General features: G+C 47.4%; 18 protein-coding genes. 1 reads left to right on the top strand and 17 read right to left on the bottom strand.

The features are described 5' to 3' along the window. Window positions 1–16: 16 nt before the first annotated feature. The 17 genes from ACFVQB_RS28890 to ACFVQB_RS28810 form a co-directional block, all read right to left on the bottom strand. On the bottom strand, window positions 17–880 hold the full coding sequence (locus ACFVQB_RS28890; RefSeq protein ID WP_063565318.1) for a phosphate ABC transporter substrate-binding protein: 864 nt from the start codon (window positions 878–880) through the stop codon (window positions 17–19). Between the two features lie 55 nt (window positions 881–935). Beyond that, window positions 936–2,330: a stalk domain-containing protein gene (locus ACFVQB_RS28885; RefSeq protein ID WP_379447478.1), complete on the bottom strand. Its 1,395-nt coding sequence runs from the start codon at window positions 2,328–2,330 to the stop codon at window positions 936–938. Between the two features lie 314 nt (window positions 2,331–2,644). Further along, window positions 2,645–3,781 (bottom strand): response regulator, encoded by a 1,137-nt coding sequence (locus ACFVQB_RS28880; RefSeq protein WP_379447476.1) that lies wholly within the window; start codon window positions 3,779–3,781, stop codon window positions 2,645–2,647. A 23-nt stretch (window positions 3,782–3,804) separates the two neighbouring features. Then, on the bottom strand, window positions 3,805–6,792 hold the full coding sequence (locus ACFVQB_RS28875) for a histidine kinase (RefSeq protein WP_379447473.1): 2,988 nt from the start codon (window positions 6,790–6,792) through the stop codon (window positions 3,805–3,807). Window positions 6,793–7,030: 238 nt separating this feature from the next. Beyond that, window positions 7,031–9,397 carry an S-layer homology domain-containing protein gene (locus ACFVQB_RS28870; protein WP_379447471.1) on the bottom strand — a complete coding sequence of 789 codons (2,367 nt, stop codon included), beginning with the start codon at window positions 9,395–9,397 and terminating at the stop codon, window positions 7,031–7,033. A 21-nt stretch (window positions 9,398–9,418) separates the two neighbouring features. Beyond that, window positions 9,419–10,912: a dockerin type I domain-containing protein gene (locus ACFVQB_RS28865; RefSeq protein ID WP_379447469.1), complete on the bottom strand. Its 1,494-nt coding sequence runs from the start codon at window positions 10,910–10,912 to the stop codon at window positions 9,419–9,421. Between the two features lie 212 nt (window positions 10,913–11,124). After that, the gene (locus ACFVQB_RS28860) at window positions 11,125–11,994 is read right to left on the bottom strand and encodes an aldo/keto reductase (protein WP_379447466.1); all 870 of its coding nucleotides are present in this window, start codon (window positions 11,992–11,994) and stop codon (window positions 11,125–11,127) included. A gap of 75 nt (window positions 11,995–12,069) precedes the next feature. Beyond that, window positions 12,070–12,501 carry an RrF2 family transcriptional regulator gene (locus tag ACFVQB_RS28855; protein ID WP_379447464.1) on the bottom strand — a complete coding sequence of 144 codons (432 nt, stop codon included), beginning with the start codon at window positions 12,499–12,501 and terminating at the stop codon, window positions 12,070–12,072. A 79-nt stretch (window positions 12,502–12,580) separates the two neighbouring features. Then, window positions 12,581–13,456, bottom strand: a complete 876-nt coding sequence (locus tag ACFVQB_RS28850) for an AraC family transcriptional regulator (protein WP_379447462.1) — start codon at window positions 13,454–13,456, stop codon at window positions 12,581–12,583. A gap of 36 nt (window positions 13,457–13,492) precedes the next feature. After that, window positions 13,493–14,320 (bottom strand): sugar phosphate isomerase/epimerase family protein, encoded by an 828-nt coding sequence (locus ACFVQB_RS28845; RefSeq protein ID WP_379447457.1) that lies wholly within the window; start codon window positions 14,318–14,320, stop codon window positions 13,493–13,495. Between the two features lie 12 nt (window positions 14,321–14,332). After that, window positions 14,333–15,340 carry a zinc-dependent alcohol dehydrogenase gene (locus ACFVQB_RS28840; protein WP_379447456.1) on the bottom strand — a complete coding sequence of 336 codons (1,008 nt, stop codon included), beginning with the start codon at window positions 15,338–15,340 and terminating at the stop codon, window positions 14,333–14,335. Between the two features lie 325 nt (window positions 15,341–15,665). Beyond that, window positions 15,666–15,791, bottom strand: a complete 126-nt coding sequence (locus tag ACFVQB_RS28835) for a hypothetical protein (protein ID WP_379447454.1) — start codon at window positions 15,789–15,791, stop codon at window positions 15,666–15,668. 20 nt (window positions 15,792–15,811) lie between these two features. Continuing rightward, window positions 15,812–17,311, bottom strand: coding sequence for an ABC transporter substrate-binding protein (locus ACFVQB_RS28830; RefSeq protein WP_379447452.1), 1,500 nt, complete (start codon window positions 17,309–17,311; stop codon window positions 15,812–15,814). A 58-nt stretch (window positions 17,312–17,369) separates the two neighbouring features. After that, window positions 17,370–18,326, bottom strand: a complete 957-nt coding sequence (locus tag ACFVQB_RS28825; RefSeq protein ID WP_379447449.1) for a carbohydrate ABC transporter permease — start codon at window positions 18,324–18,326, stop codon at window positions 17,370–17,372. 24 nt (window positions 18,327–18,350) lie between these two features. Continuing rightward, window positions 18,351–19,256 carry an ABC transporter permease gene (locus ACFVQB_RS28820; RefSeq protein WP_205524889.1) on the bottom strand — a complete coding sequence of 302 codons (906 nt, stop codon included), beginning with the start codon at window positions 19,254–19,256 and terminating at the stop codon, window positions 18,351–18,353. A gap of 285 nt (window positions 19,257–19,541) precedes the next feature. Continuing rightward, complete coding sequence (locus ACFVQB_RS28815; RefSeq protein ID WP_379447433.1) at window positions 19,542–21,101, bottom strand: response regulator transcription factor; 1,560 nt, start codon at window positions 21,099–21,101, stop codon at window positions 19,542–19,544. Next, window positions 21,098–22,930, bottom strand: coding sequence for a cache domain-containing sensor histidine kinase (locus ACFVQB_RS28810; RefSeq protein ID WP_379447430.1), 1,833 nt, complete (start codon window positions 22,928–22,930; stop codon window positions 21,098–21,100). The genes ACFVQB_RS28815 and ACFVQB_RS28810 overlap by 4 nt, the downstream gene beginning before the upstream one ends. Window positions 22,931–23,162: 232 nt before the next feature. Here ACFVQB_RS28810 and ACFVQB_RS28805 point away from each other — a divergent pair, with 232 nt between their 5' ends. Further along, on the top strand, window positions 23,163–26,312 hold the full coding sequence (locus tag ACFVQB_RS28805; protein WP_379447427.1) for an alpha-mannosidase: 3,150 nt from the start codon (window positions 23,163–23,165) through the stop codon (window positions 26,310–26,312). Window positions 26,313–26,427 lie beyond the last annotated feature (115 nt).

Raw genomic sequence — 26,427 nt, 5'->3', positions numbered from 1 at the left:
ACGTTCGTAGCTTTCGTTATTTAACGGCAGCAAGCGGAATGAATTTCAGCTTTTTCAGGGAACCGTTCTGGAACTTGCTGCTTTGGATATACTCGATGAACGCTTTGGTTGCTCCCGTAGGTTGGCCTTTGGTCATGTAATATCCAATGCCCCATACTTTGTATGTTTTGTTCAGGACGTTTTTCTCTGTTGGTGCCACGCCATTGATCGATACAGCCTTCATTTTGCTAGTTACATACGGAAGGTCAATATAACCGATTGCATTGGGTGTCGTTTCAATCGTAGTTTTCATATCACCGCTGGAGCCAACCTCTTTGTAGTTGTCCCCTTTGCTCATGAAGTCCTTGCCATCCAATGCTTTTTGTTGGAAGTTAACCCGTGTACCGGAACCAAACTTACGGTTAACCACAACAATGTTGGCATCCGATCCGCCGACTTCCTTCCAGTTTGTCACTTTGCCGGAGAAGATGTCCTGCAGTTGTTTTGTTGTCAGATTGCTTACACCCACATTGGTATTAACGACAGCCGTGAACACTGTTACAGCTACCGGATTGGCTACCAAGCCATCAAATTTCTTGAAGCCAGGTACATCTTTGGATGCATCCCAGTCTACAGCACCAATGTCCGCGATCCCTTTACGAACGGATTGAGGACCTGTGATGGAACCTGCTGCGGAAGCCGAGATTTTAACTTTTGGATTATCTTTTTTGAATTCGCTGGCAGCTTGAAGTGTCAGCGGAAGCAATGCGGAGGAACCGTTAATGACAATTTTACCTTTCTCCGTGCTCTTGGCAGCTGATGCCGTCGTTGCGCCACCCAGTCCACCAATCAGAGATACCGCCATAAGCATTGCTGTGAAGGGTTTGATCCATTTTTTCATGTTAACTAAACTCCTCTCGAATTAAAAAGCTTGTGATCATACTTGATAAAAAACATTACTTCGTAACGGCTCTCCAGCTTCCGCCAGCTTGTACCAGAACTCGGCCATTCTCAATCACAGCGATTTGCGATCCGGCAACTGCGATGGATGATACATCGGAAGATACCGTGTACAGCTTGGTTTGTTTTCCGGTTACCGTGTCGATCGAAAGGATCACGCTGTTGTTGTCATCCTGGGCCGCCAGTACATACAAGATGCCACCCGACAGAATAGCTTGTTCTACATCGTACTCGGTGTACACCGGCGTAGACTTTTGAGATGAATCCACAGTCAGCAACGATGCTTTACCGTCTTCAGAAGGTACACTCACGTAGTAGGCTTTTTGTCCGTCAGCAGACCATACAAATACCTTGTCGTCGGTTGATGTTGTGAGCTTCACAGCCTCCGGTTTTGAATCTCCTGTGTTATACGAAAATATTTGCTGTTGATTGGATGAGAAATCAATGGAGACATTGTCTTCATCCACATTCGTTGTATCCGAAGTTACGGTACCAAGTGTTGTTACGGTATAGATGAATTTCTTGCCGTCAGCAGAAACATTCAGATTTTCCTTATAGTCCACCTTGTCTTCGACCACTTTCGTAATCGCGCCATCCGCCACATTCAGCTTGGCAATCACGGACCCTTTATCTCCTTGCAGGAAGTAGATTGCGTTCCCGTCAGCAGACCATACCAACTCAGGCTTGATGCTGTTGTCGCTCGTGATCAGTTTGGAAGCCTTGGTCTTCAGATCAATAACATAAACGGCTCCTTCGGCATTCGTATACGCTGCTTGATCACCACTTGGCGAAATAACGAGATCCGATCCACCGTCTGTCGTTAATAACAACTCGTATTTGCCGCTTGTTGTATTCACGAGATAATCGTTTCTGCCATTGTTGTCGCTCTTGGAGACAATCAGCTTATCCGCTCCGGCAAAACGAGGATTCTCGACTTCATCGATCAAGGATACTGTACTGATCTCAAGCAGTCCGTTGCGCTTGACAATCGTACCGCCAACGCCCGACACCAGTGGACGAAGAGCGATGTAACTTGTACCACCGATGATGGTAACCGGTTGATTCAAATTCACTTTGACGTCATCTACCACGATTTGTTTGCTATTGTTTTGGAGCGTCACGCTGTGATCATTCAGCTTGATCACCGTCGTTCCGCTATGTACTTCTGCTTGTGCGCCGATGGCTTTGATCACATCACGAAGTGACACAAGTGTCTCGCCATTTTTAACAATGGAACGAACGACGACGCTGTTACCGTTTATTGTAAGCGTGGAATTTTGCACCTGAGCTGCATTAGCCGCAGGTTTCACTGCAGGAGCAGCCGATACTGCACTAACCACAGAAGTACCTAACACTGTTGCTACCATGGACACCACTAACACCTTTTTCATTGACATTGGCTCTTGTCACCCTTCTCTATTCCATTTAATTTGCCTTGTTTTGTCATGCCCTGCTGTCTGGTATTCTGCATGTATCGTCTTTATGAGAGCTTGTCCGGCTCATCCCCCCAAACTTCCACGTTCATAGTAAAAATGACCTATCACGATTGTAATTATAGGAGAGATTTGTAAACGGGAAATCCTGGAATTGTTAACGAATTGTCAATGTTTTCATAACACACAAAAAAAGAGTCACTGGAATAAGATCCATGACTCGTTTTTTGGGGTTATAATGCGGCTCCAGTATTTCAGAACATGTCGATTCCTCAGACCTCAATCTGTTCATATAATTGTCTCGTGACGGGGGAGGGCTGAATGCTAAGTTCGGTCAATCTTTCTTTGAGATTTTGATAGATTCGCAGCACATGATCGTGTTTACCCATGTACAAGTATGCCTGCATGGCATGACGATAGGCTTCTTCTTCATATGGCGATTGACTGATTGCACGCTCCGCTGCCTCTGCTGCTTTTCTGCCGTTATTAGAATCCAGATATTTCTCGGAAAGCTTCAGCCTGAGCTCCAAGGCAAATTGCTCCAGCCGATGGCTTAGCTCCACTACCCAGGGGTAATCCTCCTGAGGAAGCAGTTCGTCCTGATACAGATGTAAGGTTTGCTCGATTAGAGCAATCGGCACATCTGCTTGTTGCTCTATCTTGAACGAAACGTCCAGAAAATCAAATACGTCTGCTCTAATCCGTTCCTTATCTAGGATATAGTGCTCACTTTTATAGCTAAACAATTGTTCAATACCCATGTTCCGCAAGTTTTTTCGTAACAGGCTCACACAAGTGTGCAAATAAATTTTGGCTTTCTCATAAGGTTCATCAGGCCATAACTTTTCGATAATGCGATCCCGGTGAACTGCACTTGTCGCAGAGTTATTCAGCAGCAAGTATGCAAAAAGCTCCTTCTCCTTGGCTGTCCGCCACATCAGCGTCTTTCCGTTTGTGATTGCAACACGGAATGTTCCAAGCAATTGGACAAACAACTTGTCCGTATTATCGGTCTTGACGACAAGGGGATCCGGTGGCCTACTCTCCCGCTTTTCCTTCGTCAATCGTTCAATGGTCCGTGACAAGCGCCCCATCTCGATCGGCTTGAGCAGATAATCCAGTGCTTCATGTTCAAAAGCAGCTACAGCATACTGATCATAGGCGGTTGTGAACACGATCACGGCATCCGGTTCCACCTCGTGTATATTCGCTGCCAACTCCAGTCCGCTCATTCCTGGCATCTCAATATCCAGAAACCAGATATCCGGGCGTATGTTCCGAAGTGCATCAAGCGCATCGAAGCCATTAGCCGCACGCCCTGCGACGTGTACTTTACCTGTTCGAGCAAGGAACATTTCCAGCATATTCAAAGCATGAGGCTCGTCGTCCACCAAATACGCTTGCAGCACTACAGGTTCCCCTCCCCCTTCAATTACTGGTATGGAAATAATATCGTCACTTTCGTGCCCAATCCTTGCTCACTATGGATGACGGGTGCCAGACCATTCAGATGCTTCAATCGTCTCTGCACATTTTGCAAGCCGATGCCCTGCTCCCCAGGGCCTCTGTCCAGTATCCATTCAGCTTGCTGGATCGACATGCCCACACCATCATCCTCTACCACAACTTGCACCATGTCTCCGTGCCTATGAATAGATAGCCGAACGGTTCCCCCACTAATCTTTTGGGATACGCCATGCCGAATCGCATTTTCCACCAGCGGCTCAATGAGTAGGGGCATGACCTTGCATGAGTAGAGTGACGTATCTACATCCAATGCCACCTGAAGCCGGGAGCCGAACCGCTCTTTCTCAATCTCGACATAAGCCTGAACAAGCTCCATTTCCTTGCTGAGCGGAATCATCTCCTCTGAATTATCCAGATGAAAGAGAATGCGCAAATACCGACTGAAACTGCCCAGGAGCTCACCTGCTCTCGGACCATCTGTGAAGCACAATGACATAATCGTGCCCAAAGCATTATATAAAAAATGCGGTTTGATCTGTGAGCGCAGGAAAGCCATCTCATTAATAGCCGCTTCCTTGACCAACCGTTTCATGCCAAGAAGTGTATGTACTCGCACGAGAATTTCCCCTGCATCCAGTGGACGTGTGATGAAATCATTGCCGCCCGCTGTAATACAGGCCTCGATATCGGCTGGTGTACTGCGCATATTGATAAATAGAATCGGAAGATCTGCCTGGCTGAACTCCAGCCGAATCTGCTTGCACAGCTCATAGCCGGTCACCTCAGGCAGCATGGCGTCTACAATCACGAGATCGGGGAACCTGCCACCGGCCAAGGCAGTCCGCACCTTGACATCAGAGTCTGCGAAGCTCAGATTGAAGCCTTCCGTAGAAAGCAATGTATTCAATTGTTCCATGTCTACGAGATCAGACGTCGCAATTAATATGTGGGCTGAAGTCACGCTTCCCACCTTTTCCTCCTCCTTCACATCAGTCTCCTGCGTTGCGGCTGTCTCCGTCAAATCTTCCATATCGGCACGAACAGCGCACGAAAGCTCAATCATGATCGATGCAGCTTCATCGTTCACCACAAGTTTCCCTCTCATTGCGCTGACTATTTCCGCTGCAACAGACACCCCTGCTGCAATTCGATCCGCTTGCTGTGAACCAGAATCCACATCCTGACGTTGCCATGTAATCCGATCCGGATGGGCTTCCAAACGAAGGATAATCTGCACACTATCTAGATGTCTCTCGCACGCCAGAACAAGCTTGCCATTATGATGCTGTCCCATCATGTGATAGACCAGGTTATACAGCACTTGCAGCAGCCGACTCTCATCCGCCATGACGTAGCGTGCCTCAGGCTCCAGCCTGCGAATCATAACGATGCTTTTGCCAGACGCCAGAAACCCCAATACCTCCGTGACCAGCGAAAGGCAAGAGACAAGATCCACGCTCCCCATGGACAGATTCATGTTCCCATCCCTGAATCTTGACATGTCAATCAGATCATTGACCTGATTTGACATCCGGTACGCCGTATTGCGGATAAGCTGAAGCTTGCCTCGAACCTCTGGTTCATTAGCACGTCTAAGTGACGTCGTGAGAAGGGAACGGGACAGATGAATAATGCTGTGAAGCGGTGAGTTAAGCTCATGCGAAGTCAGCAGCAAAAACTCATCCTTGGCCTTGTCTGACAATTGAAGCTGATGGGCAAGTTGCTGCATTGAGGCATACGCCTGCGTATATTGATAGATTAGCAACATCGCAAAGGCGCACAAGATCACGAGCGTTGTACAGTTCAGCAGCACCTGACTGATCGGATACCACGTAACAATGATTCCAAGAACATAGTTTACCAGCATGAGCCAGATGCAGATGATAAGCAATTGTGCTTGGGATCGACTCCGGTTTCCGTACCTTTCCCGAATGTACTGATGAATGATGACCATAAAAGCCATAGCATAGGCACACAGATTGACGGCATACATGCTCTCTTGAATGAACGAATAGATACGAAATGGAGACATCGCTATGAATACCACGTATACAGCCAGCACCATGCTTGGCGCCTGAAGCCATTTTTTGAACAGGGGTGCGAGATCAGGAGTAAGTCTCCAGGTAATCATACTTACAATAATAGACACACCGTATACCGATATATATTTCAATTTATACGCCAGTTCAAAGGAAATGTCCGGCATCAGCTGTAACAGCAGACGCTCCCCGTTGGTCACCACCGTCAATGCGAAACCGATAAAGAACAACGCATACAGCAGCTGAATTCCATCCCGATGCAGGCGCACATACAGATAGAAAAACAACAATCCAAAGATCACCACAATGCCTATAATCAACAGCTCAAGTCCGGATTGAATGATCGTTCTCGCTTCCATATGACTGCCAAGTCCCAGATCAATCGAGTTATAAATGCCGCCACTGCGAAAATCAAAATTAGCTACCTGTAACACAATTTCAATCTCTGTACGTTCAGCGTGAAAATAGATTGTATATGGCTCATTACGCGGTTCGTAGGATGCAGCGGAGGTGCCCGGTTTGCCGGAGCGATTCATCAACTTTCCATCAACATACATCGCATCCGAAAAGCGGACATAACGCTTGGCTATCGCCAGCAGTTCTCCTTGCGGCACATTTCGTACAAGCAAGCGATAGGTTCCAAAACTTTTTCCGTTCATGGCATATCCATGGCTAATCCTCTTGTCGTCCCAATTGCCCGGGACCTGTATCATGATAGGCTGATCACTTGTGTGATGGATTTGTTGAGGGGAAAGTAACTGCTGCGGGTAGAATTCCCATTCCCCATCCAGCGGTACAACAAACTGTTTCGTCCACTCCAGACCTGTCACGTCCAGAACGCCCTTCTTGGCCAAAGGCTTCTCGCGTTCAGCCGAGATCTGCAATGCAACCACCAGCGCGAGCAACAAAGTCATGAATCCGATCCCTAACAAAAATCGATCCCTTCTGATGACCGTCATCTCTCTTTCTACAGTAACGTCTATCTTATAACTTGCAATATAGCGTTATTTTCCCACTCAAATCTTAAGCTGTCCATCCTTATTCCATGCTTAGTGCATAGCGATGAAAAGAAGGCATCCGAAGATGCCTTCTTTTCATAATCCGATCACGCCTGCCCCGATGAACTGGCAAACAGGATCAGCAAGCTTCATTCTAATTTTGAGATGCAGCCTGAATGGCACCATAAGCCCAATGGCTGACGGATACATCCTTCCACATTGGAGAACCGGTCTTAACCGATTCAATGTTCAGCAGGCGATTTATAATCGTGACGGCCTCTGCCCGTGTGACAGCATCATTTGGACGGAACTTGCCTTCTTGTGACACACTCATGATACCTGATGCCACTATCTGTTGAACAGCTTCTTTAGCCCATTGCTGCGTAATATCGACAGCTTCCGTTGTAGTTGCAGTTGCATCGGTGGCTGATCCCTGATTTTTCAGGATTCGTTCAATAATAACAGCCATTTCAGCACGTGTGATGGAACGCCCCGGCATGAAATCCCCGGCAGCATTGCCACGCATGTAACCTGATGCAGTAGCCTTTGTGATCGCTTCGCGTGCCCATTCAGCAACCGGCATATCCCGATATGATGTATTGAGCGCAGCCTCGTCGCTGCCAGACGGCAGTATTCGAGACAATAAGGCAGCCATTTCAGCACGTTGAACCGCCTGATTCGGTCTGAACGTGCCATCCGCATAACCTTGAATGTAGGCTGATGACTGGCCGCCGTTCATCAGAATAATGGAAAATGTGCTGAACTTGGTGACTTCAAACTCAATCCCCGGTTGGTCTGTTCCATTAAACTTAACGATTTTCCCCTTAACTAATTCCTTCGTTCCATCGCTATGTTCAATAAATACTTGCAGCTTGTCCAGTTCCTTCTTCGTCAGGTTCGTATCTCTGATCGGCAGCACAACCGTCACCGGACGGCTGCTCATATTCGTCTCAATGGTCATTGGACGACCTACCAGGCGGAAGTCGGCTGTATTAGTTAATGCACTGGATAATAACGGATCGTTCTGAATATGCTGCTTCACCACTTCCTGTCCCGCCTTGTCCTTAATCGGCACGAGATGGAAGAATACATCCGAGCTTAATCCCTGTAACGAAGCTGCCGGGAGCTGCAAGGAAGCGTTATCCGTTTCGATATACAGGTTCATCTTCTCATCAGCCATCAGGGAAGTAGACTTGGATGGAAGTGTGACATTCAGTTCAGATACCTCATCCTTCGCATCTGGAATCAGGATTCGGGCAATCTTCGAACCGGCCTTCTTCAAGCTCTCAATCGCTCGAGAAGTCTGTTCGGCTGTCAGATTCACCTCGTCTTTTTTGCGTCCATCTGCCCCTGTTGTTCTCACTATAATCGTTTCCGAAACAACGGCATTAGTGTTCCGTTCATTGGTCACATTTACCGTGATCTTCTCGGAAGTGCTTGCAGGCGTGGATGGTGTTGAAGAACCACCGGACGAACCCGAATTGGATGGCGTTGTTGGCGTTGTTGGCGTTGTTGGTGTTGTTGGCGTAACTGGCTCACCAACGACCGTGACATCGCCTGATATTGCCTGTTTCTTCATTTCAATCGCATCGGTATCTGTCACCGTAAAGTATTCGGGTAGCGTCTCGTTGACGATCTGTACCGGATACTCTCCTGCGACAGCACTGGAGGCATTCTTGAATTCAATCTTGAACAGTGTCTGTGGGCTCTCGGATGCCGGAATAGGACTTAGACCTCCATCCTCATCACTCCAGCCCACGATGATTGATCCTGTTTCATTATTCACGTTATGCTGTACTCCCGGTCTGTTACCTGTAACATCAGTCACCTGCAGGACTGCCGGATTGAACTTCAAACGGATTCCGTAAGAGCCTATCGGTTGATCAAGCGACACCGTATCAACCGATAGCGTTACCTTGTCACCTGCTTTTCCTTGTGCAGATCCGATGTAAACAGCCACATTCCCAACCGGCTTCTCATCGGCCAGCACAGTAACTTGTCCATTTTCTCCAGTCGTCTGTATAGGATCAAATTCCTCTACTAATACGCCTCCATGCAGGGTTACTGAGCTTGAACCGGCAGCCGCATTCTCTTTAATTTTAAAATGAAGAGAGTACAGTGCGGTAGACTCATCAATGAGTTGTTGCGTCGTCATCACAACCTGAATATAACCTAGAGCAGACGTATCTTCGGTTAGGCTAACTCCCTGATAGTTTTCATAAGCCTGCCGGTTCACAACCTCGTCCTCGTCCACAAGTTCAAGCACTGCCGGGTCATAGGCAAAGGACAGTTCAGAGCGATAAAAAGAAAATTCCGAACCTTTTGAATCATAGGATACAGGTACTTCAACGATGTCACCTGGTTTTCCAGATACTTCTCCGATATGAATTACCGGATCTACATTGGCCTGTGCCTGAGGAAGCCACGAGAAGATCATAGACACCATGAGCAGCATAGCCAGAAGCGCCTTCATGGATCGTTTGGATTTTACAGAAATTAAATGTCCCTTATTGTTTGGCAAGATAGTCACTCCCTTCTAATTTTATGAATTAATCCCCAAGTATACGCCCATAATCAGGGCTGAATCTTTCGCATCGAGTACACCATCGTCATTCATGTCCAATGCTTCAATCTGACTTGGTGTTAACGTGATTAATCCTTTGATATATTTGTTGACCAGTAACGCATCCGCTGGTGTAATCACGCCGTCACCATTGGCATCACCTTTAATTCGAAGCATGATCGTTACCTCCACGCTATCCGAAAACACAGCTCCATTCTTGGCCTGCCAGCCGAACGTTGTCTTGATCCCTGTAAAAGCCGAAGAAGGAACGAAGGCCAATGTGTTCAACTCTGCGACAGGAACCACCTGATTCTTCACAACGTCTGTACCATTCAGTTGTAATTTACCGCTGTCAGGCAGGGATGCGATGCGAATATCCGTCATAGACCGGTTCTCTGGGTCGGCATAGTTACTGGTAAAATCCGTAGATGTAAAGGATACCGGGAGCCCCTGTTTTACCGTTTTGGTAAACGTGCCTACAACAGGTTTGGGGGTGTTATCCAGCGTTAGTCCCAAGATACGGGCAGAGCTACCATCTGCACTGAATACAACGATTCGGTCTCTCGCCGTATCAGCCATATACAATTCGCCTTCCGGTCCGAAGGCAATCTGATTAGTGAGGTCAATCGGATATGTCTCGTTTCCACTCGCCCACGTACTCAGGACAGGACGTTCAGGAGATACAAAGCCCTCGTAGCCACTCTGCATGATCTGGTTCTCGCTCACAACGTATACACGTTTGTTTACTGGATCCAGTGTCAAGTCTCCGAGTTTATCTGTTGAATTCAGTATACTTGTAACGGGGTAAAGCATCGCTCCCTGCCCATTGGTATACCATACCTGATCTCCAGTTCCCTGGGTTGCGCCAGAGTATTCTGAGAATGCGCCACTCAAACCTCCCCATCCTTCGTGTCCCAAAGCGAAGTTGGCCAATGTGCCATATCTCGCTGGAGCATTATTCATTTCTCTATACACGTTGAAGAAAACGTACAGTCTTTCATAATCGCCCTGCTTATATCGAATTAAGTTTCGAATGTAAGGCTGCTTATCCTCATCTGGATGCGGATACAACGAAAATTTACGCATAACGTCTATAGGCTGTCCGTTCACAGTACCATCCTGATTAAAAATATGTACTTTTGCGGCTGCTCCGGATTCAGCAGCGTAGATCAGCCCATCGTTCCCCATCGTAACCGCCGTCACCTGGTTGACCTCTATCGTCGATAGTACCTTGCCTTCCGGTGTAGACCGAATAACCCGATTGTTTCCAGTGTCTGCAATCAGCAACTCTGTTTCACCATTAGCCGTCTTATAGAACTCGATATCTGTAGGTCTGTTTAATGAAACGGGCTCTGTTGCAGCCAGAGCCGATGAAGCTGGAAAACCCACGCTTGTGAGTAATGTAATGACAAGAGCAAGCACACTCCATCGTGTTCTTTTGACTCTTGCACCCTTTTTAGTGTGTAAACTCAAATGGTCTCCTCCTTAGGTTTCTGATAACGTTCTGTACCAATATAGCAAGCAGTTCTTAACAATCACTGAACACCTAAGAACCAACAGAGTAGGGTGCAAAAGACCTTTTTCCTCAAAAAAAACGAAGGAATTAACGGATACACCCGTTAATCCCTATCGCAATTGTTTCATTCATATAAAATTAGATATGCCAATGCAACGGATCCTTCGTTCTACCGAATAAAAAGTTTCATCAATGTATTAAAAATCGGATTCACAATATAACCTGTCGGATGGATAGAATACCTCTTACCGGAGTTCAGACGGCTAATCTTTTCCATTTCCTCAGCGGACAGCTCAAAATCAAAGATCTCGCTGTTCTCTCTGATCCGCTTTGGATTGGATGATTTGGGAATCAGGATGACTCCCCGTTCCAGATGCCAACGCAAAATGACTTGAGCCACCGTCTTATGGTGATGATCAGCGATTTTCTTCAATACCGCATGCTGCAATAATACTTTATTCCCTTGCCCTAACGGACCCCACGCCTCATGCAAAATCTGATGTTTGTCCATATAGGCACGCAGTTCGTTCTGTGGAAATTCCGGGTGCGTCTCGATCTGATTGATCATCGGCAAGATTTTCGCGTGCTTCCTTAATTCTTCCAGATGCTGAATCTCAAAGTTCGCGACCCCAATGACTCTGATCTTGCCTTCCTCATATAATTCCTCCATGGCTTTCCACGTTTCTATATACTTTGGCGAGGCAAAATGGATTAAATACATGTCGAGGTAATCGACACCCAGCTTGTTTATCGTTTTCTGGAAAGCTTTCTTGGTTGCTTCATAGCCATGATCCGTATTCCAGACTTTCGACGTGATGAAGAATTGCTTGCGCGGGATCTGACTATGCCGGATCTCTGCCCCCAGCGCTTTCTCATTCCCATAGATTCGGGCGGTATCAAAATGTCGGTACCCGACCTGAATGGCCTCGCGAGTCGCTGTTGTAAATTCTGCTTCTTTCGTTATTTTGTAAACTCCAAAACCCAGTTGGGGAATGGGAACTCCGTTTCTGGCTTCAACCACTTTTGTATGCAAATTCATTTTGACTGCTCCTCTCAAAAAAAAAACGAAATATACTTGATATATATTATATCTAGTTAAACCCAAAAAAAGAGGTTAACCTTTTCTTTCTTCATGGAACAGATCGGTTAACCGTATTTCTTTTAAATAATTCTGCATTGCGATCTCCGCGCCTTCAAGATGATGAATGACCTTTTGTTTCACGTCGTCCACGTCTTGTCCCTGGAGTGTTACATCGGTATGAATTTTAAACAAGTCTTTGCCGGGTTCAACCGCCAGGAATACATCCAACATCGTAATTTCCGATAAAGGCTGAGCAAGTAATATGCCGCCCTTGGCACCTTCTTTTGCCATCGTCAGTTTGGCGTTATTCAGGTTTCGAATGACTTTTACCGTCGTAGGAACCGGAATATTTAGCTGCTCCGATATCACTTTGGTCGATAAATAGTTATGACAGTTCTTCTCGGTGTATGCGTGAACGTAGAGCAGAATGGAGATTCCCTGTGATAAGGCTGTAGAGTATGCCATTTCATTCATCCTAACTATTTCTTTTCTGAATATACTATATATCTTTTATGTTTAGTTAGCAACTATCAGCCTATTCCCACTATACCCTCGATTTCATCGCTGCATATTTACTGGGTGTGATGCCTACAGCAGCCTTAAAAGACCGACTGAACAGATGAATACTCGAAAAGCCAACCTCCTCGGCAATCCGGGTTAAATTATGTGTTCCTTCCATAATTCTTTTCTGGGACTGCTCTATTCGGATATGTGTCACATATTTGTGAAGGGTGGTCCCCAGCTTACTTTTGAACAAATGCGATAAATGGTTCGTCGATACACCGACATGTCTACTGATGGCAACATTATTTAATTGAGGGTCGGCGTAGCATTCATGAATATAACGAATCGACTTTTCGATGAATGCCCATCCCTTGGTCATGTTCCCCTCTTGGTCCTGATCTTCGGATTGATTTTTGAAAAACAGATGCAGCAATTCCAAACATATGGATTTCGTGATTAACGAAGATCCCCCCCGCTGCTCTTCAAACTCCTTATGCATGAGCGCAAATCTCTTTTTCCATTCGATTCGATCGGCTAGCTGCAAATGAGAGATTGGGCGTATGGAAGCCAGCTTCATTTCCCTATCCGCCATACCAGGTCTTTCACTATGAGTTGCACTCGTAGTCTTCAATAAACTACGCTCTTCCTCATAATACAGATCAAAATGAAAAATATATTGAATCAATGGCTGCGTAGAGGTGGACCGAATGATATGAGACATGAATGGATGCATCAGCACAATATCGCCTTCTTGGACCAGGTATTTCACACCACTCAAGAAGAACTCCGCTTCCCCTTGTTCAATGTATGTATACACATGATCGTGGTCTATCCATTCCCCTGCCAAAGAAAAGGATTCCGTCATTCTTGCCGCTCTTACGAATGGCGAAATGCTATTCATCCATGGCTCATACACATGTAATTCCTCCCAACTGCCTTCTCACTGATCCGGTTATATTTTCGCAAACACTTTATCGAAGCCTGCTTTGGACTTGGCAAACAATTCACTTGAATCGAGGGTTGGCGTTGGTGCCAGCACCTCTTGAGATACGACGCCAGTGTATCCAATTGTCTTCAAATTCTTCAAGAACCCCTGCAGATCAATTACTCCCTCGCCAGGGTATAAACGCTCATGATCCAGCAATGCTTCAATAGGTAGATCATAGGCATCATTGACATGAACATGGACAATCTGTTCCTTTTTAAGATTCAACACTTCTTCAATCTTTAATCCATTCGTATGCCAATGATAGGAATCCACCAATAAACCTACATTCGGAGCATGGATCGTTTCGATCCAGTCGAGCGTATCCTCCACACTCCAAATAAATGGATTCTTCCATTGGGTTCGCAGATGATGGCAACCGACAAACTCCAGACCCAGCCGAATTCCATATGCGCCCAGAATATCCGCACATAGTCTCAATCGTTTGGTAGCTGCCGCCATAAACGATGCTGCTGGCTGATCCGTGGAAGGTAAAATATAGGTACAACAGCTGTAACAGTTCAACGAAGCGGAGGCTTCTGCCATTTGAACCAGCGATTGAAGTCCTTCACGAAACTGTTCATCTGTGGTTCTCCAGTCCACCGTCAGATCGGATGAACCGATGATCATCTGATTGCTTTCCAACAGATGTTTGGCCTGTTCCTTGCCAACCTCTTGAATGAATGAGAGCGGATTCAAATCTACAGACTGAAATCCGTATTTTGCAGCATTCGTAATATATTGTTCATTGGACTCGATGTTCCCTAAACCTGCTCTTGTTAACCCTCTAATCATTCCAATCTCCTCCTAGGACCAGTCAAACAGTACACCGTTATACTGGTCTTTATTTATTCTAAGGCCCTCGTATGCTTCTTGCGCTTGTTCCGGCTTCATCACATGACTGATCAATGGTTCAATATGCAGCTTGTTCTTTAACATCAGTTCAAATACAATGTTCGAATTTCTCACCAGGGAATGCTTAACGAATTCGTTCGGCTCAACCGGGAAGCGCCATTCATGTGCCCCCTTAAACGTAATGCAGCCTCGTCCATACAGGTGGCAGTAGTTCAATATATCGGTGACATCCGTGTTATATTCGCCTCGTGGACTGCCGAGGAAAATAATCTCTCCCAGCTTCCCGATCCACTCCAGACTTTGAACACCTACACTGGGTACACCCGTCGCCTCAATATGAGTGGATACACCTGCTCCATTCGTTATGGCATGTATCTTTTCTTTTACTTTATCTTCTCCGCCACGAAGCGTATAGTCAACCCCACATGTCTGGGCAGTTCGGATTCGTTCTGGTGACAGGTCCACGCCAATCACAGTTGCACCTTGAAGGTGTGCCAATTGAGCAGCCAAATTCCCTACCAATCCAAGCCCCGTCACACCCACAACATCCCCAAGTTCAATATTGGATACACGAACTGAGGTGAATGCCACGGTTGCCATACGGGTGAAGGGAACCCACTTCAAATCCAAGTGCTCAGGCACCTTGATGAAAACATGATCTGTGGATACCACTTGATATTCAGCATGTTGACCATAATGGAACACAGCGTCCCCAGGCTGAACATGGTGTACACCCTGTCCCACCTCGATCACCTCACTTACACTCGCATACCCCGGACATACGGGAAGCTTGGCCCACTCTTCTTTTCCCGATAACATCGCCAGCTCCGTTCCTGGACTGATGAGGGAATAGATCAGTTTAACCAATACTTCCTTCTCACCTAAAGCTGGCAAAATAAAGTCCTCTTCTACCGTTTCCACTTGCAGCGGGCGAGCAAACATGATCTTTCTATTCTTCATCACCTTCACTCCTTTCTTATCTTTTTAATTACAATATAAGACTTTTCATTAGCATTGTCTTTGATTGCAAAACCGATTTTTTATCTAAAACAACGATTTTAAACCTTTTGCAAGCGAATCCAGCATAAACGTAAAAAGACTCACAAGATCCAAAGATCTGTGAGCCTCAAATTCAGTCATATTCAGCCGTAGTCTGATGCAGTGCGGTACACCCGTTAGACGACCGGCTACTTCAAGGATAGCCAGCCGTCATTGAAACCGGATTGACCGCATGGTTCCTTTTTTGCTAATTTCACAGCTACACTTGTAACTTTCCAACCGCCAACTACGGCTGCAACCCACGAACCTCAAACTCATAGATTCGGGCTGCCGTATTTCCTTTTACATGAACTACACCTGACCAATTCACACCATCAGCGCTGACCTGGATAGACCGGACAGACGTTTCCATGTCTACTTTATGTTCCAGGCTTATTGTGGATTTGCAGCTTTCCATTCATCGTATTGCTTTTGCGCTTCTGCAATCACTTTATCCAGACCTGCCGCTTTCAACTTCTCGATCGCTTTCGGCAGATGCTCATCCGGGTCAACTGCCCCCGTCATGATGGATGGGTAGAATTCCTTCACGATGGCGGAGATGGAAGCCACTTCTGTCTTCACCGGGTCAGGATTGAAGTTGAAGCCAAAGCTTGGAGCAACCTTCGCGGAATTGTTAAATTCCTTGAACGCTTCCCATTTATCGGCTGGATCTTCCTTGTGCATGTAGGTCAGGAAGAGGTTACCCAGGGCAAAACCAGGCATCTGGAATCCGTCCTTCATCGCTGGCAGATCCTCAATGACATTATCCGAAATCTTTTTGTAATGTGTTCCTTCGATACCGTAGTTGATCAGGTTACGCAGATATGGATCGGTATTCAGCAAGTTTAGAAACATCATGGCCCGTTCAGGGTTCTTGGAGTTCGCCGAGATAGCATGCATCGCACCTGTTGCCGAGCCAGTGAAAATAACCGGATCCTGCATCGGTGTAGTCACGATATCATAGCCCGCACTTCTGGACCATCCCAGCTCGGCGTACGGCTGTGTCTGTTCACGGTCAACAAACCATTTGCCTGTCTTGATGTTGTCGATGCCTTCCAGTGTCGCTACATCCTTGCGCAGATAACCAGCCTGATAGTATTTACGGATGGTTTTTAGCGAGCTTTTCAGCTCTTCGGATTCCAGCACATTAACGTATTTGCCGGTGTCACCATTCATGTTGATACCAACCGGGAATTCGTCACCCAACAGGAAGTCGAACGCCAGATAAGGCTTAAAGCCCTTCGGAACAGCCAGCGGAGTAATGTCGGCCGGTTCATTGTCCTTGATTTGCTGCAGGTAAGGCTCCAGATCCTCTAATGTGCGAATCTTGGTGATGTCCATGTTGTATTTATCAACGTACTGCTTGTTGAAGCGCCATACCCATTGGGAAGCCAACTCTTTGTTTACTGGCACGGCATAGTTTTGACCACCGATCTGCGATCCTGTAAGGAAGCGTGGATCAAGCTGCTCTTTAATGCCCTGACCGTACTTATCCAATAGATCATTGATTGGCAGGAACGCCCCTCTTGTAGCATTTGGCAGATAGTCATAAGCCCAGGAAGAGGTGAAAGCGATATCATAATTTTCGCCCGAAGCGGTAATAACCGGCATCCGCTTGGAATAGTCGCCCCAGTCAATCATCGTGATGTCGACGGTTGTATTTATTTTCTCCATTAAGTATTTGTTCATTTCATCCTGTACAATGGGCAGGTCGCGCTGTGGGCCACCGATCAGATAGACCTTGAGCTTCACCGTGTCCTTATCACCGGACTCTCCCCCGGATGCCGTATTCCCGCTAGTATCATTGGTGTTACCGCCCCCGCAGCCTGCTAGCATCGTAGCAAAAGCAAGCATTAAGGCAGCCATAAGCAGAGCAATTTTTCTTGTCTTCATGTGTATCCCCCTTATCAGTGTTATTGTTACTGCCCTTTGAGGGCAGGCACAACCAGACTTATTCTTTGACCGAACCAATCGTCAGGCCCTGTATAAAATACTTTTGGAAAAACGGATACGCCAGCGCAACTGGCAGTGTAGCCAGAACAACCATCGCCATGCGGACGGTCTCCGTTGGCAATGTAGAGGCAATGTCGTAGGACACGACACGGCTGCTGTTTTGCACAACAAAATCCATATTGTTCTGAATTCGAATCAGCAACGTCTGGAGCGGAATCAAATTCGCATTGTCGATATAGAGCAGCGCATTGAACCAGTCATTCCAGAATCCTAATGTACTGAACAATCCGATGGTTGCAATACCTGGCAACGAGATCGGCAGTACGATGCGCGTATAAATACCGAATTCAGTAGCTCCGTCGATTTTGGCCGACTCAATAACCGCATCCGGCACGGTGGTCGTGAAAAATGTACGCATAACGATAATGTAAAAAGCGTTCATGATCGACGGCAGGATCAGCGCCCATATCGAATCCCGCAAGTGCAGCACCTGCGTAACCACAATGTAACTGGGAACGAGACCGCCGGAAAATAGCATGGTGAAGAAGGCCAAAAAGCTGAAAAACCGACGCTGTGCAAAATTTTTGCGCGAGATGGCATACGCATACGTGGTGACCAAATACAGTGTCAGCGCGGTTCCGACAACCGTCACCGTTAAGGTAACCCCAAACGATTGGGCCATCTGCTGCCCGGATTCCATAAGGAATCGGTAGGCATCCAGCGTCCAGACTTCAGGGAATAACTTAAAACCATTGATCGCCAGCGTCTTCTCATCGGTAAATGAGATGATAACGATGAACAGAAACGGAAAGATACAAGATAAGGCAAACAGACCGATAGCTATATTAAAAATCACATTGGATAATGGCGAAATGGCATTCAGATCTCTCGATTTCTTTCTGCTCCTCTTCGCTTGGGCAGATGCCCGCTTTACCGGTTCGCTTAAATTACTCATGGACAGCACCCCCTTGCCGCAAGCCTAGAATACGGCATAATCCTTTTCAATTTTACGCACAGCATAGTTTGCCAGTAGGACAAGAATCAAACCAACGACCGATTGATACAATCCTGTAGCTGTACTCATTCCCGTATCGCCCATAATGGTCAAGCCGCGGTATACAAACGTGTCGATAACATTGGTGACCGGATACAGTGCACCAGAATCCCGCGGAACTTGATAGAACAGTCCAAAGTCGGAACGGAAGATCCCGCCGATCGCCAGAATGGTAAGGATGATCATTAGCGGTCTGAGCAGTGGCAGCGTTATGTACCGGATCTGTTTCCACTTGGTGGCTCCGTCGATCATCGCTGCTTCATAATAAGAACGATCGATACCTGCGATTGCCGCCAGATATACTACACTGCCATAACCTGCACCTTTCCACAGGCCGAGCAGAATGAGAAAATACGGCCAATACCCTGTCTCACTGTACCAACTAACCGGATCTCCACCAAAATAGGTAATGATCTGGTTGAACACACCCTTTTCCACACTCAGAAACGAGAAGACGAAATAACTGATAATAACCCAGGACAGGAAATAAGGCATAAACATCGCGGTCTGGTAGATCTTCGCCAGCCGTTTGTTCAATAGTTCGTTCATGATGATCGCAAGCGTCACCGCGAGCACCAACCCGAGAAAGATCAGACCCAGGTTATACAGAATGGTATTACGTGTGATGATATAGGCGTCACTGGTGGAGAACAGAAACTCAAAGTTCTTGAACCCGACCCATTCGCTTTTTAGAACGCTTTCAAGAAATCCGCCCGGATGAATCCGAAAGTCCTTAAAAGCAATAATCGTTCCGAACATTGGCAAATAGGCAAAAATGATAAACCAAGCTGCTCCCGGCAGTACCAGCAGAAGAAAAGCCTTGTTCTTCATCAGACTTTTGAAGATGCCCTGCACGGCTGTCCCTCCTTATAATCTCGTTCATTATCGCTTTAGCTGCATCCAGCATTAATCCCCTATAATCAACACTGGACCTAAGCCCTTTTGGTACTTTGGATTTCCTCGTTCACTCCTACCTCCATTATGCAAGCGCTACCAATTTTGAGATAGTTGAAAAACCCAATAAATTGATGGATTAATTAAAGATCGTACATTCATTCCATAACAAAAAAGACACCCCCACATGGGGAGTATCTTCATTCAGCCGGAGCCCCCGGCTTATTTTTTCATGTAGATCGAGCGCAGCTCCGTAGGAGAAACGCCAGCATATTTCTTAAACTGTCTGTAAAAATAAGTGGAGTCCCAATAGCCCACCTCGCCCGCTATTTCTGCCGTCTTTTTGTCCGAATATAACAGCAAATGAGTGGCACGCTCGATTCGGTACTGGTTCACATAATCAGAAAAAGTGGTACCGACCTCTTGCTGGAACAGTTGGCCGAGGTAGTTCGGATGAAGCTCCAGCCTCTGACTGAGCGTCTTAAGTGAAAGCTCATCCTGATAGTGATTTTTCACCACCTCCAGCACAGACATGATATGCGGGCTGTACGTTTTCTCGGCGGTATGATATGTATCCAGCGTGCGATGAACAACTTTTCTGACCAATTGTTTCAGTTTGCTGAGCGTATGAATTCTGGACAGGGGTCCGAAGATGTCCCCGTAGTCAGGCGTTTTCTCCAGTTCCTTGGCGGCCAGCATAAGCTGGATCGCAGAATTGAAGAACGGTGTTCTCGGGAGGCAGGGTTCCTTACCCTCAGCAATGAAGAATTCGTCGATGAACCGGTCCACCTCTGTACCTTCCCCATCCCGCAGCAGCTTGTGGAACTGCTCCATCGCAGGCCCTGGCTTCTCTTGATACTCATTGGCAGCTTCTTCGTTCTCCACTTGCATGATGAAGGTATTACAATCTATAAACAAATGATTCTGAAGCCACAGCTTTACGGACTTGCAGCTCTTCGGAAAACCCAGATAGGTCGACTCGGATTGACCCATGATCCCCCATACACGTGCACCTGTGTCCTCGGCGACCGCTTGCTTCATCCTGTTGAGTGCCTGAAGCTGCCATTCAGCACTACCTTCCGTACCATCTGAAACGAACAGCAGCATGATGTCTCCCTCCTGATCGGGAAAGCAGATAACACCGCAGCCATCCGGGAGGTCTTTGTTCCCGATCTGCTCACACTGCTCAGCAATTCCCGGCAGATACATCTGGGGATCATCCCCCTTATCATCGCCTACAATCCGCAGAGAAGCCGCACAATATGTGGACTTGTTCATGGGAATCTCAAGCATCTGCGCACGCTCACGGAATTCTTTGGCGTCAATGGTCTCGTTCGCCCATCGCTGCAAAATATTGTTGCGCAGAATCCTCCAGCTCTGATCCATTTGAATCTGGCGCATCTCTTCGTGCTCCCAATCCCGCTGCATATGCTTGATGGTCGCTTCCAGTTCATCCATATTGACTGGCTTGAGCAGGTAGTTCTCGACCCCAAGCGAGATGCCCTCCCGCACATATTTGAATTCTTCGTAACCGCTCAAAATAATGAATTTGGTATATGGATTGCGCGCTTTAGTCTCCCGGATCAGTTCAAGTCCGGTCATTTGCGGCATCATGATATCCGTAATAATCAGATCGACAGGAACCTCGTCCATCATTGCTAGCGCTTCCAACCCATTGCATGCCGTTCCGGCAATCTGCATGTTATTCTGATCCCAATCAATGATGGCTTGCATTCCTTTCACAATAAGCGGCTCATCATCGACCAACATTACACTTCTCATCCCGTTTCCTCCCTTGTAACTGGAATGCTGATGGTCACCTCACATCCTTCACCCTCCACACTGTTCAGGTGCAGACCATAATCACTGCCATAATTCAGACGTATGCGGTCGTGCACGTTCTTAAGACCCAAAGATCGGTCAGATGTCTCAGCAGCTTCATCGCCCTTATACAACCCATGTTGCAGTTCAAGCAATCTCTCCGCGGAAATCCCCTTTCCGTTATCCTTTACACGGATACGAATCACGCCGTTCTCTTCTTCGGCTGTGATTGAGATCCGGTTATCCTCATCATTCGTACGAAAACCGTGCACAATGTAATTCTCAATAATCGGCTGGACCAGCAACTTGACGACCATGCTTCCCGCCGCTGCATTCTCGATATGCGTCTCCACGTGCAGCTTGTCCTCATACCGATATTGGACCAAAGCCAGGTACATGCCGCACAGCTCTATTTCCTCCGCCAAGGTTACATGGGTCTGCTTTTTGATCAAATGACGGAACATCGTGGCGAGAATATAAATCATCTGCCCAACATCCCTGGCTCCCAAACTGATAGCTTTCATGCGGATGCTTTCCAGCGTATTGTACAGAAAATGGGGATTAATCTGGGCTTGCAAAGCGACAAGCTGCGCGTTCTTTTGTTTGATCTCCGACACATACACTGTTTCTATGTAAGACTCCAGCCGATCACACATATGATTAAATCTCTGCGAAATCTGCTGCAGCTCATCTTCCCCCTCCATCTCGATACGTTTACTCAAATCACCCTCCTGCCAGCGCCGCATGTAAAGCACGAGTCTGTGAATTTTTTTGGAATAACGGCGGATGATGGTGAACGTCACCGCGATGCTAACCATGATGCACAGAATCACAATCCCAATGAGGCTGAAACGAATCGCCTGAAGGCTCTGTTTGATTTGCGACTCCGGAATAATAGAAGCCACGACCATTCCCGTATTCCCGATATTCAGCAGCTGCACCTTGGAGCGCTCCTCCAGATCCACCCAATCCTCCGGCAAATTCATCTTCCCCCAGTACGGGTAGACGGTGTTGTCATACTTGCCCTGCGAATCGAAGATCACCTCACCTTCCCCTGTCATCAGCATGATCCGACTGTCCTTGCCATCGAGTCTATCTCGAAGAAGCCCTTTAATGCGGTCTGTATTCAGCTCAAACATAATTGCACCGTACTGCTTCAATGTCACGGAGTCTTTGAGCACATTTGCGTAGCTGTACGGGGTAGGCTCATCAGCCATTTTCCCTTCGAACAGCGGTTCGCTGCCCATGTACTGCCAAGGTGCACTCCTCAGACGCTGGAACCAGTCCTGATGCCCTGCAGACAGCTTGGGATGGTAGTAAAAGTGCTGAGTCTCCCGATTAAGAACATAGAAGAAATCCTGATCCGTGCTGTATAACACGACATTTGCAATCGAAGCCTCATCCTTTAGCAGCAGACGTAATTGATAATCGAAGTTCCCTCGCTCTGTACGGTAGCTGGAAGCATATTGATTCAGACGCCAATTGAGAAAATCCTCGTATTCATGAGTCAAAAAATACTTCAGATCATCGCCGATCATGGCGTCGGTATAAATCTGCTGCACGGCATTATACAGCCGTTCGTATTGCTGATTCAGGTTGATACTGACAATATCCAGCTCCTGCAAACTGGCATCCATTTGTTCCTGTACCACTCGCTGTTCATAATAGCGATAGGCCACCACCGATATGCTGATGAACAACAGGACCATCACCATGGAATAAAAGAGCAGGATTTTGTTGAACATTTTTTTCTTCAAGTAGTTCTTATACATGGTTCGTATCCTGGACATTCGCGCCTGAACACCTCCTCCAGACCAATTTCCAACTCAGTGTATCACCGTTTGGTTAAATTCGACAATCACCAGCCCTCAGAACCCGTAATCCATATTATGATTTGTCAAAATTGAATGGAAGCGCTATAATGGGCGCATTCCCCTATAAAAGTTATGTAATACATACTCGCTTTGGATGCTCTCTATATATGAATCACTCCCCGATAAAATGAACTGGGGGTTTTTAACGATGTTTCTTACTGAAAACAAACTACAAGCACGTATTCATGAATTATCCGAGCTCCGTTACCGGGATCGTTTGCCTTTAAATCATTTTCTTGCCTGCGAAGACCGCAGGGAAGAGATCAACCCGGTCCTGCCGGCAGATGATAGCCATTGGAAGCCTATGCATACAGGAGAAAGTTGGTCCGGTCGAGATCTCTATTTGTGGCTGCGTACAAAAGTCGAGTTCCCTGCCTCCTGGGCAGATAAACGGATTGTCGGACTGTTTGATTTTGGCGATACCGGGGGTGGTAACAATTCCGGCTTTGAATCACTGTTCTACTGGGATGGCAAGCCATTTCAAGGCGTAGATTCCAACCACAAGGAAGTGTTCTTTCCAGCCTCTGCCGCAGGTAGCACCAACGAGCTGGTCTTCCGCTTATGGTCCGGTCTGGAAGGTGGCGGTCAGCCCCGCAATCAGACGCATACGTTCAGACAAGCAGAACTGTGCTGGCTGGATGAAGCTGTTGATGATCTTGTATTTACAGGGTCGGCGATTCTGGAAACGGTCAACATTCTGGATGCCCATGCACCGGAACGCACAAAGCTGCTTCATGCGCTCCAGCAGTCCTTCCGCCTGATTGACTGGTCGCAGCCTAAGTCCGATGTGTTCTATTCCTCTGTGCATGACGCAAGGGATGACTTGAGCTCCCGATTGAGTGCGATGGACAAAGCCTCTGATGTGACTGTTACTTGTATCGGCCATACTCATATTGACGTTGCCTGGCTGTGGCGGTTGAAGCATACGCGCGAGAAATGCGCCCGCTCCTTCTCTACGGTCATGCGACTGATGGAGATGTTCCCGGAGTATGTTTTCCTTCAGACACAGCCCCAATTGTACGAATATGTGAAAGAGGACTACCCGGAACTGTACGAATCCATCAAGGAACGTGTCGCTGAAGGTCGCTGGGAAGCGGGCGGCGGCATGTGGCTGGAGGCTGACTGCAACCTGACTTCGGGCGAATCTCTGGTCCGGCAATTGCTGATCGGTACTCGTTTTCTCAAAGAAGAATTCGGGACGGATTGCCGATATCTCTGGTTGCCAGATGTATTCGGCTATAGCTGGTCCCTGCCGCAAATTCTGAAAAAATCCGGCATTCATACGTTCATGACGACCAAAATCAGCTGGAACCAATACAACCGCATGCCATTCGATACATTCCACTGGCGCGGAATTGACGGCTCAGAGGTGCTGACCCACTTCATTACCACGCCTGAGCCTTGGTCCGAGCCGGGTTCATGGTTCTATACCTATAACGGGAAAATCATTCCGAAGACGGTCAAGGGCATCTGGGATGCCTACCGCGATAAGGAGATGAACCAGGATCTGCTGCTGTCGTACGGATACGGAGACGGCGGAGGCGGAGTTAACCGTGAAATGCTGGAGATGAGACGACGGCTGGATCAACTGCCCGGACTGCCCAAGGTTAAGACAGGACGTGCAGATGATTATTTTGAAAAGCTGCAGGAGACAGTGGAGAAAACCGATTCGTACATCCATACATGGGATGGCGAACTGTATCTGGAGTATCACCGCGGAACGTATACCAGTCAGGCGTACAACAAACGGATGAACCGCAAGCTTGAGCTGGCTTACCGCGAAGCAGAATGGCTGAATGCATTGCAAAGTATTGTGCATAATGACTGGAATCTGTATCAAGCGAAGTCTCTGACTGCGGGTTGGAAAATCATTTTGCGCAACCAGTTCCATGACATCATTCCCGGTTCCTCCATCACAGAGGTGTATGAGGATAGCAGAATTGAATATGCAGAAGCTGAGCAGATTGGCAGTCACGTGGACACGCAGGCTCGGATGGCTATCGCTGGCAGCGGAGAATCTCCGCATACGTACACCATTTGGAACTCCTCCCCATGGGTCGTTACAGAAATTGTGAGCATTCCTGCGGCATCAGGTGAATTGGAAACGGGGACTTGGCTGAGCGATTCCGGTGAGATCCTGAACGCTCAATACCAGGATGCATGTTGGTCCGTCGAGGTGAAGGATATTCCTTCGCTGGGGTATACCACCATTCACTTCCAGATCAGTACGGTAAACGAAATCCCTGATCATTCGCCATTCATCCACACAGCCAATGGGATCGAAACACCGTTCTATCTGCTCGAGTGGAACGAGAATGGGCAGTTGACCCGCCTTTACGATAAAGAGTCACACCGTGAGGTGCTTGCCAAAGGCGCTAGAGGCAATGTGCTTCAGGTGTTCGAGGACAAACCGCTTGCCCACGAAGCCTGGGATATTGATATCTTCTATCAGGAGGATATGCGAGAGATTACGAAATGCACCAGCATTGAAGTCGTAGAGACTGGGCCGCTTCAGGCCGTGATTCGCTTCGCTTGGGAATACCTTGGCTCCACGATTACGCAGAACATGACTGTATATGCCGGGCAGCGGCGAATCGATTACGCCACAGAGGTGGATTGGCATGAACAGCAGCAACTGCTGAAAGTTGCCTTCCCAGTCGGCATCCGCTCTACCGAAGCCACCTATGATATTCAGTTCGGCAACGTTAAACGGCCGACGCACTGGAACACAAGTTGGGACTGGGCGCGTTTCGAATCCGTTGGCCATCAATGGGCGGATCTGTCCGACAGAGGTTATGGCGTCAGTTTGCTGAATGATTCCAAGTACGGTTATGACATTAAAGATAACGTCATGCGGCTGACCCTGATCAAGAGCGCTACGCACCCTGATCCACATGCCGATCAGGGACTGCACAGCTTCACCTATGCTCTTCTTCCGCATCAGGGAGATTGGCTGGTTGGCGGAACCGTGCAGCAAGCCTGGCTTCTAAATGCTCCAGCTCAATATACACAGGGACAATCAGAGCAGCCAAGTCGCTCCATGTTCACCTTGTCCGGCAGCACAGCCATGATCTCGGCAGTTAAGAAGGCGGAGGATTCCGATCGTGTCATCGTACGCGTTCATGATTATTCCGGCAGCATGAATATGCTTGAACTGACAAGCGATCTACGGATTCACGCGTGGAGAGAATGCAATCTTATGGAAGTACCGGAGGGCGAACTCCTGTATAATACACCGATAACTTTTGCTCTTGAACCTTATGAAATCAAGACGTTTGAGATTGATCTGAGAGTATAAGCCTATAACTGCAGCAGCTTAACCAAAGAAACCAGCAGGTCCCCAGATGATGGGTGACTTGCTGGTTTCTTCGTGTTGTGGTTATGATAGGAGCTTTCTGGATCGCTTTTATAGC

It is taken from the genome of Paenibacillus sp. NPDC057886 (assembly GCF_042796655.1).
GTDB lineage: Bacteria > Bacillota > Bacilli > Paenibacillales > Paenibacillaceae > Paenibacillus.
The sequence above is the reverse complement of the archived record's forward strand: the minus strand, read 5'-3'. Positions and strand labels throughout refer to the sequence as shown.

Coding starts and splice junctions, on each gene's coding strand:
- ACFVQB_RS28810 (WP_379447430.1), bottom strand. CDS start 22,930: ATGTCCAGGATACGAACCATGTATAAGAACTACTTGAAGAAAAAAATG.
- ACFVQB_RS28815 (WP_379447433.1), bottom strand. CDS start 21,101: ATGAGAAGTGTAATGTTGGTCGATGATGAGCCGCTTATTGTGAAAGGA.
- ACFVQB_RS28825 (WP_379447449.1), bottom strand. CDS start 18,326: ATGAGTAATTTAAGCGAACCGGTAAAGCGGGCATCTGCCCAAGCGAAG.
- ACFVQB_RS28845 (WP_379447457.1), bottom strand. CDS start 14,320: ATGATTAGAGGGTTAACAAGAGCAGGTTTAGGGAACATCGAGTCCAAT.
- ACFVQB_RS28835 (WP_379447454.1), bottom strand. CDS start 15,791: ATGGAAACGTCTGTCCGGTCTATCCAGGTCAGCGCTGATGGTGTGAAT.
- ACFVQB_RS28885 (WP_379447478.1), bottom strand. CDS start 2,330: ATGAAAAAGGTGTTAGTGGTGTCCATGGTAGCAACAGTGTTAGGTACT.
- ACFVQB_RS28860 (WP_379447466.1), bottom strand. CDS start 11,994: ATGAATTTGCATACAAAAGTGGTTGAAGCCAGAAACGGAGTTCCCATT.
- ACFVQB_RS28840 (WP_379447456.1), bottom strand. CDS start 15,340: ATGAAGAATAGAAAGATCATGTTTGCTCGCCCGCTGCAAGTGGAAACG.
- ACFVQB_RS28875 (WP_379447473.1), bottom strand. CDS start 6,792: ATGACTTTGTTGCTCGCGCTGGTGGTTGCATTGCAGATCTCGGCTGAA.
- ACFVQB_RS28890 (WP_063565318.1), bottom strand. CDS start 880: ATGAAAAAATGGATCAAACCCTTCACAGCAATGCTTATGGCGGTATCT.
- ACFVQB_RS28855 (WP_379447464.1), bottom strand. CDS start 12,501: ATGGCATACTCTACAGCCTTATCACAGGGAATCTCCATTCTGCTCTAC.
- ACFVQB_RS28830 (WP_379447452.1), bottom strand. CDS start 17,311: ATGAAGACAAGAAAAATTGCTCTGCTTATGGCTGCCTTAATGCTTGCT.
- ACFVQB_RS28805 (WP_379447427.1), top strand. CDS start 23,163: ATGTTTCTTACTGAAAACAAACTACAAGCACGTATTCATGAATTATCC.
- ACFVQB_RS28820 (WP_205524889.1), bottom strand. CDS start 19,256: ATGAAGAACAAGGCTTTTCTTCTGCTGGTACTGCCGGGAGCAGCTTGG.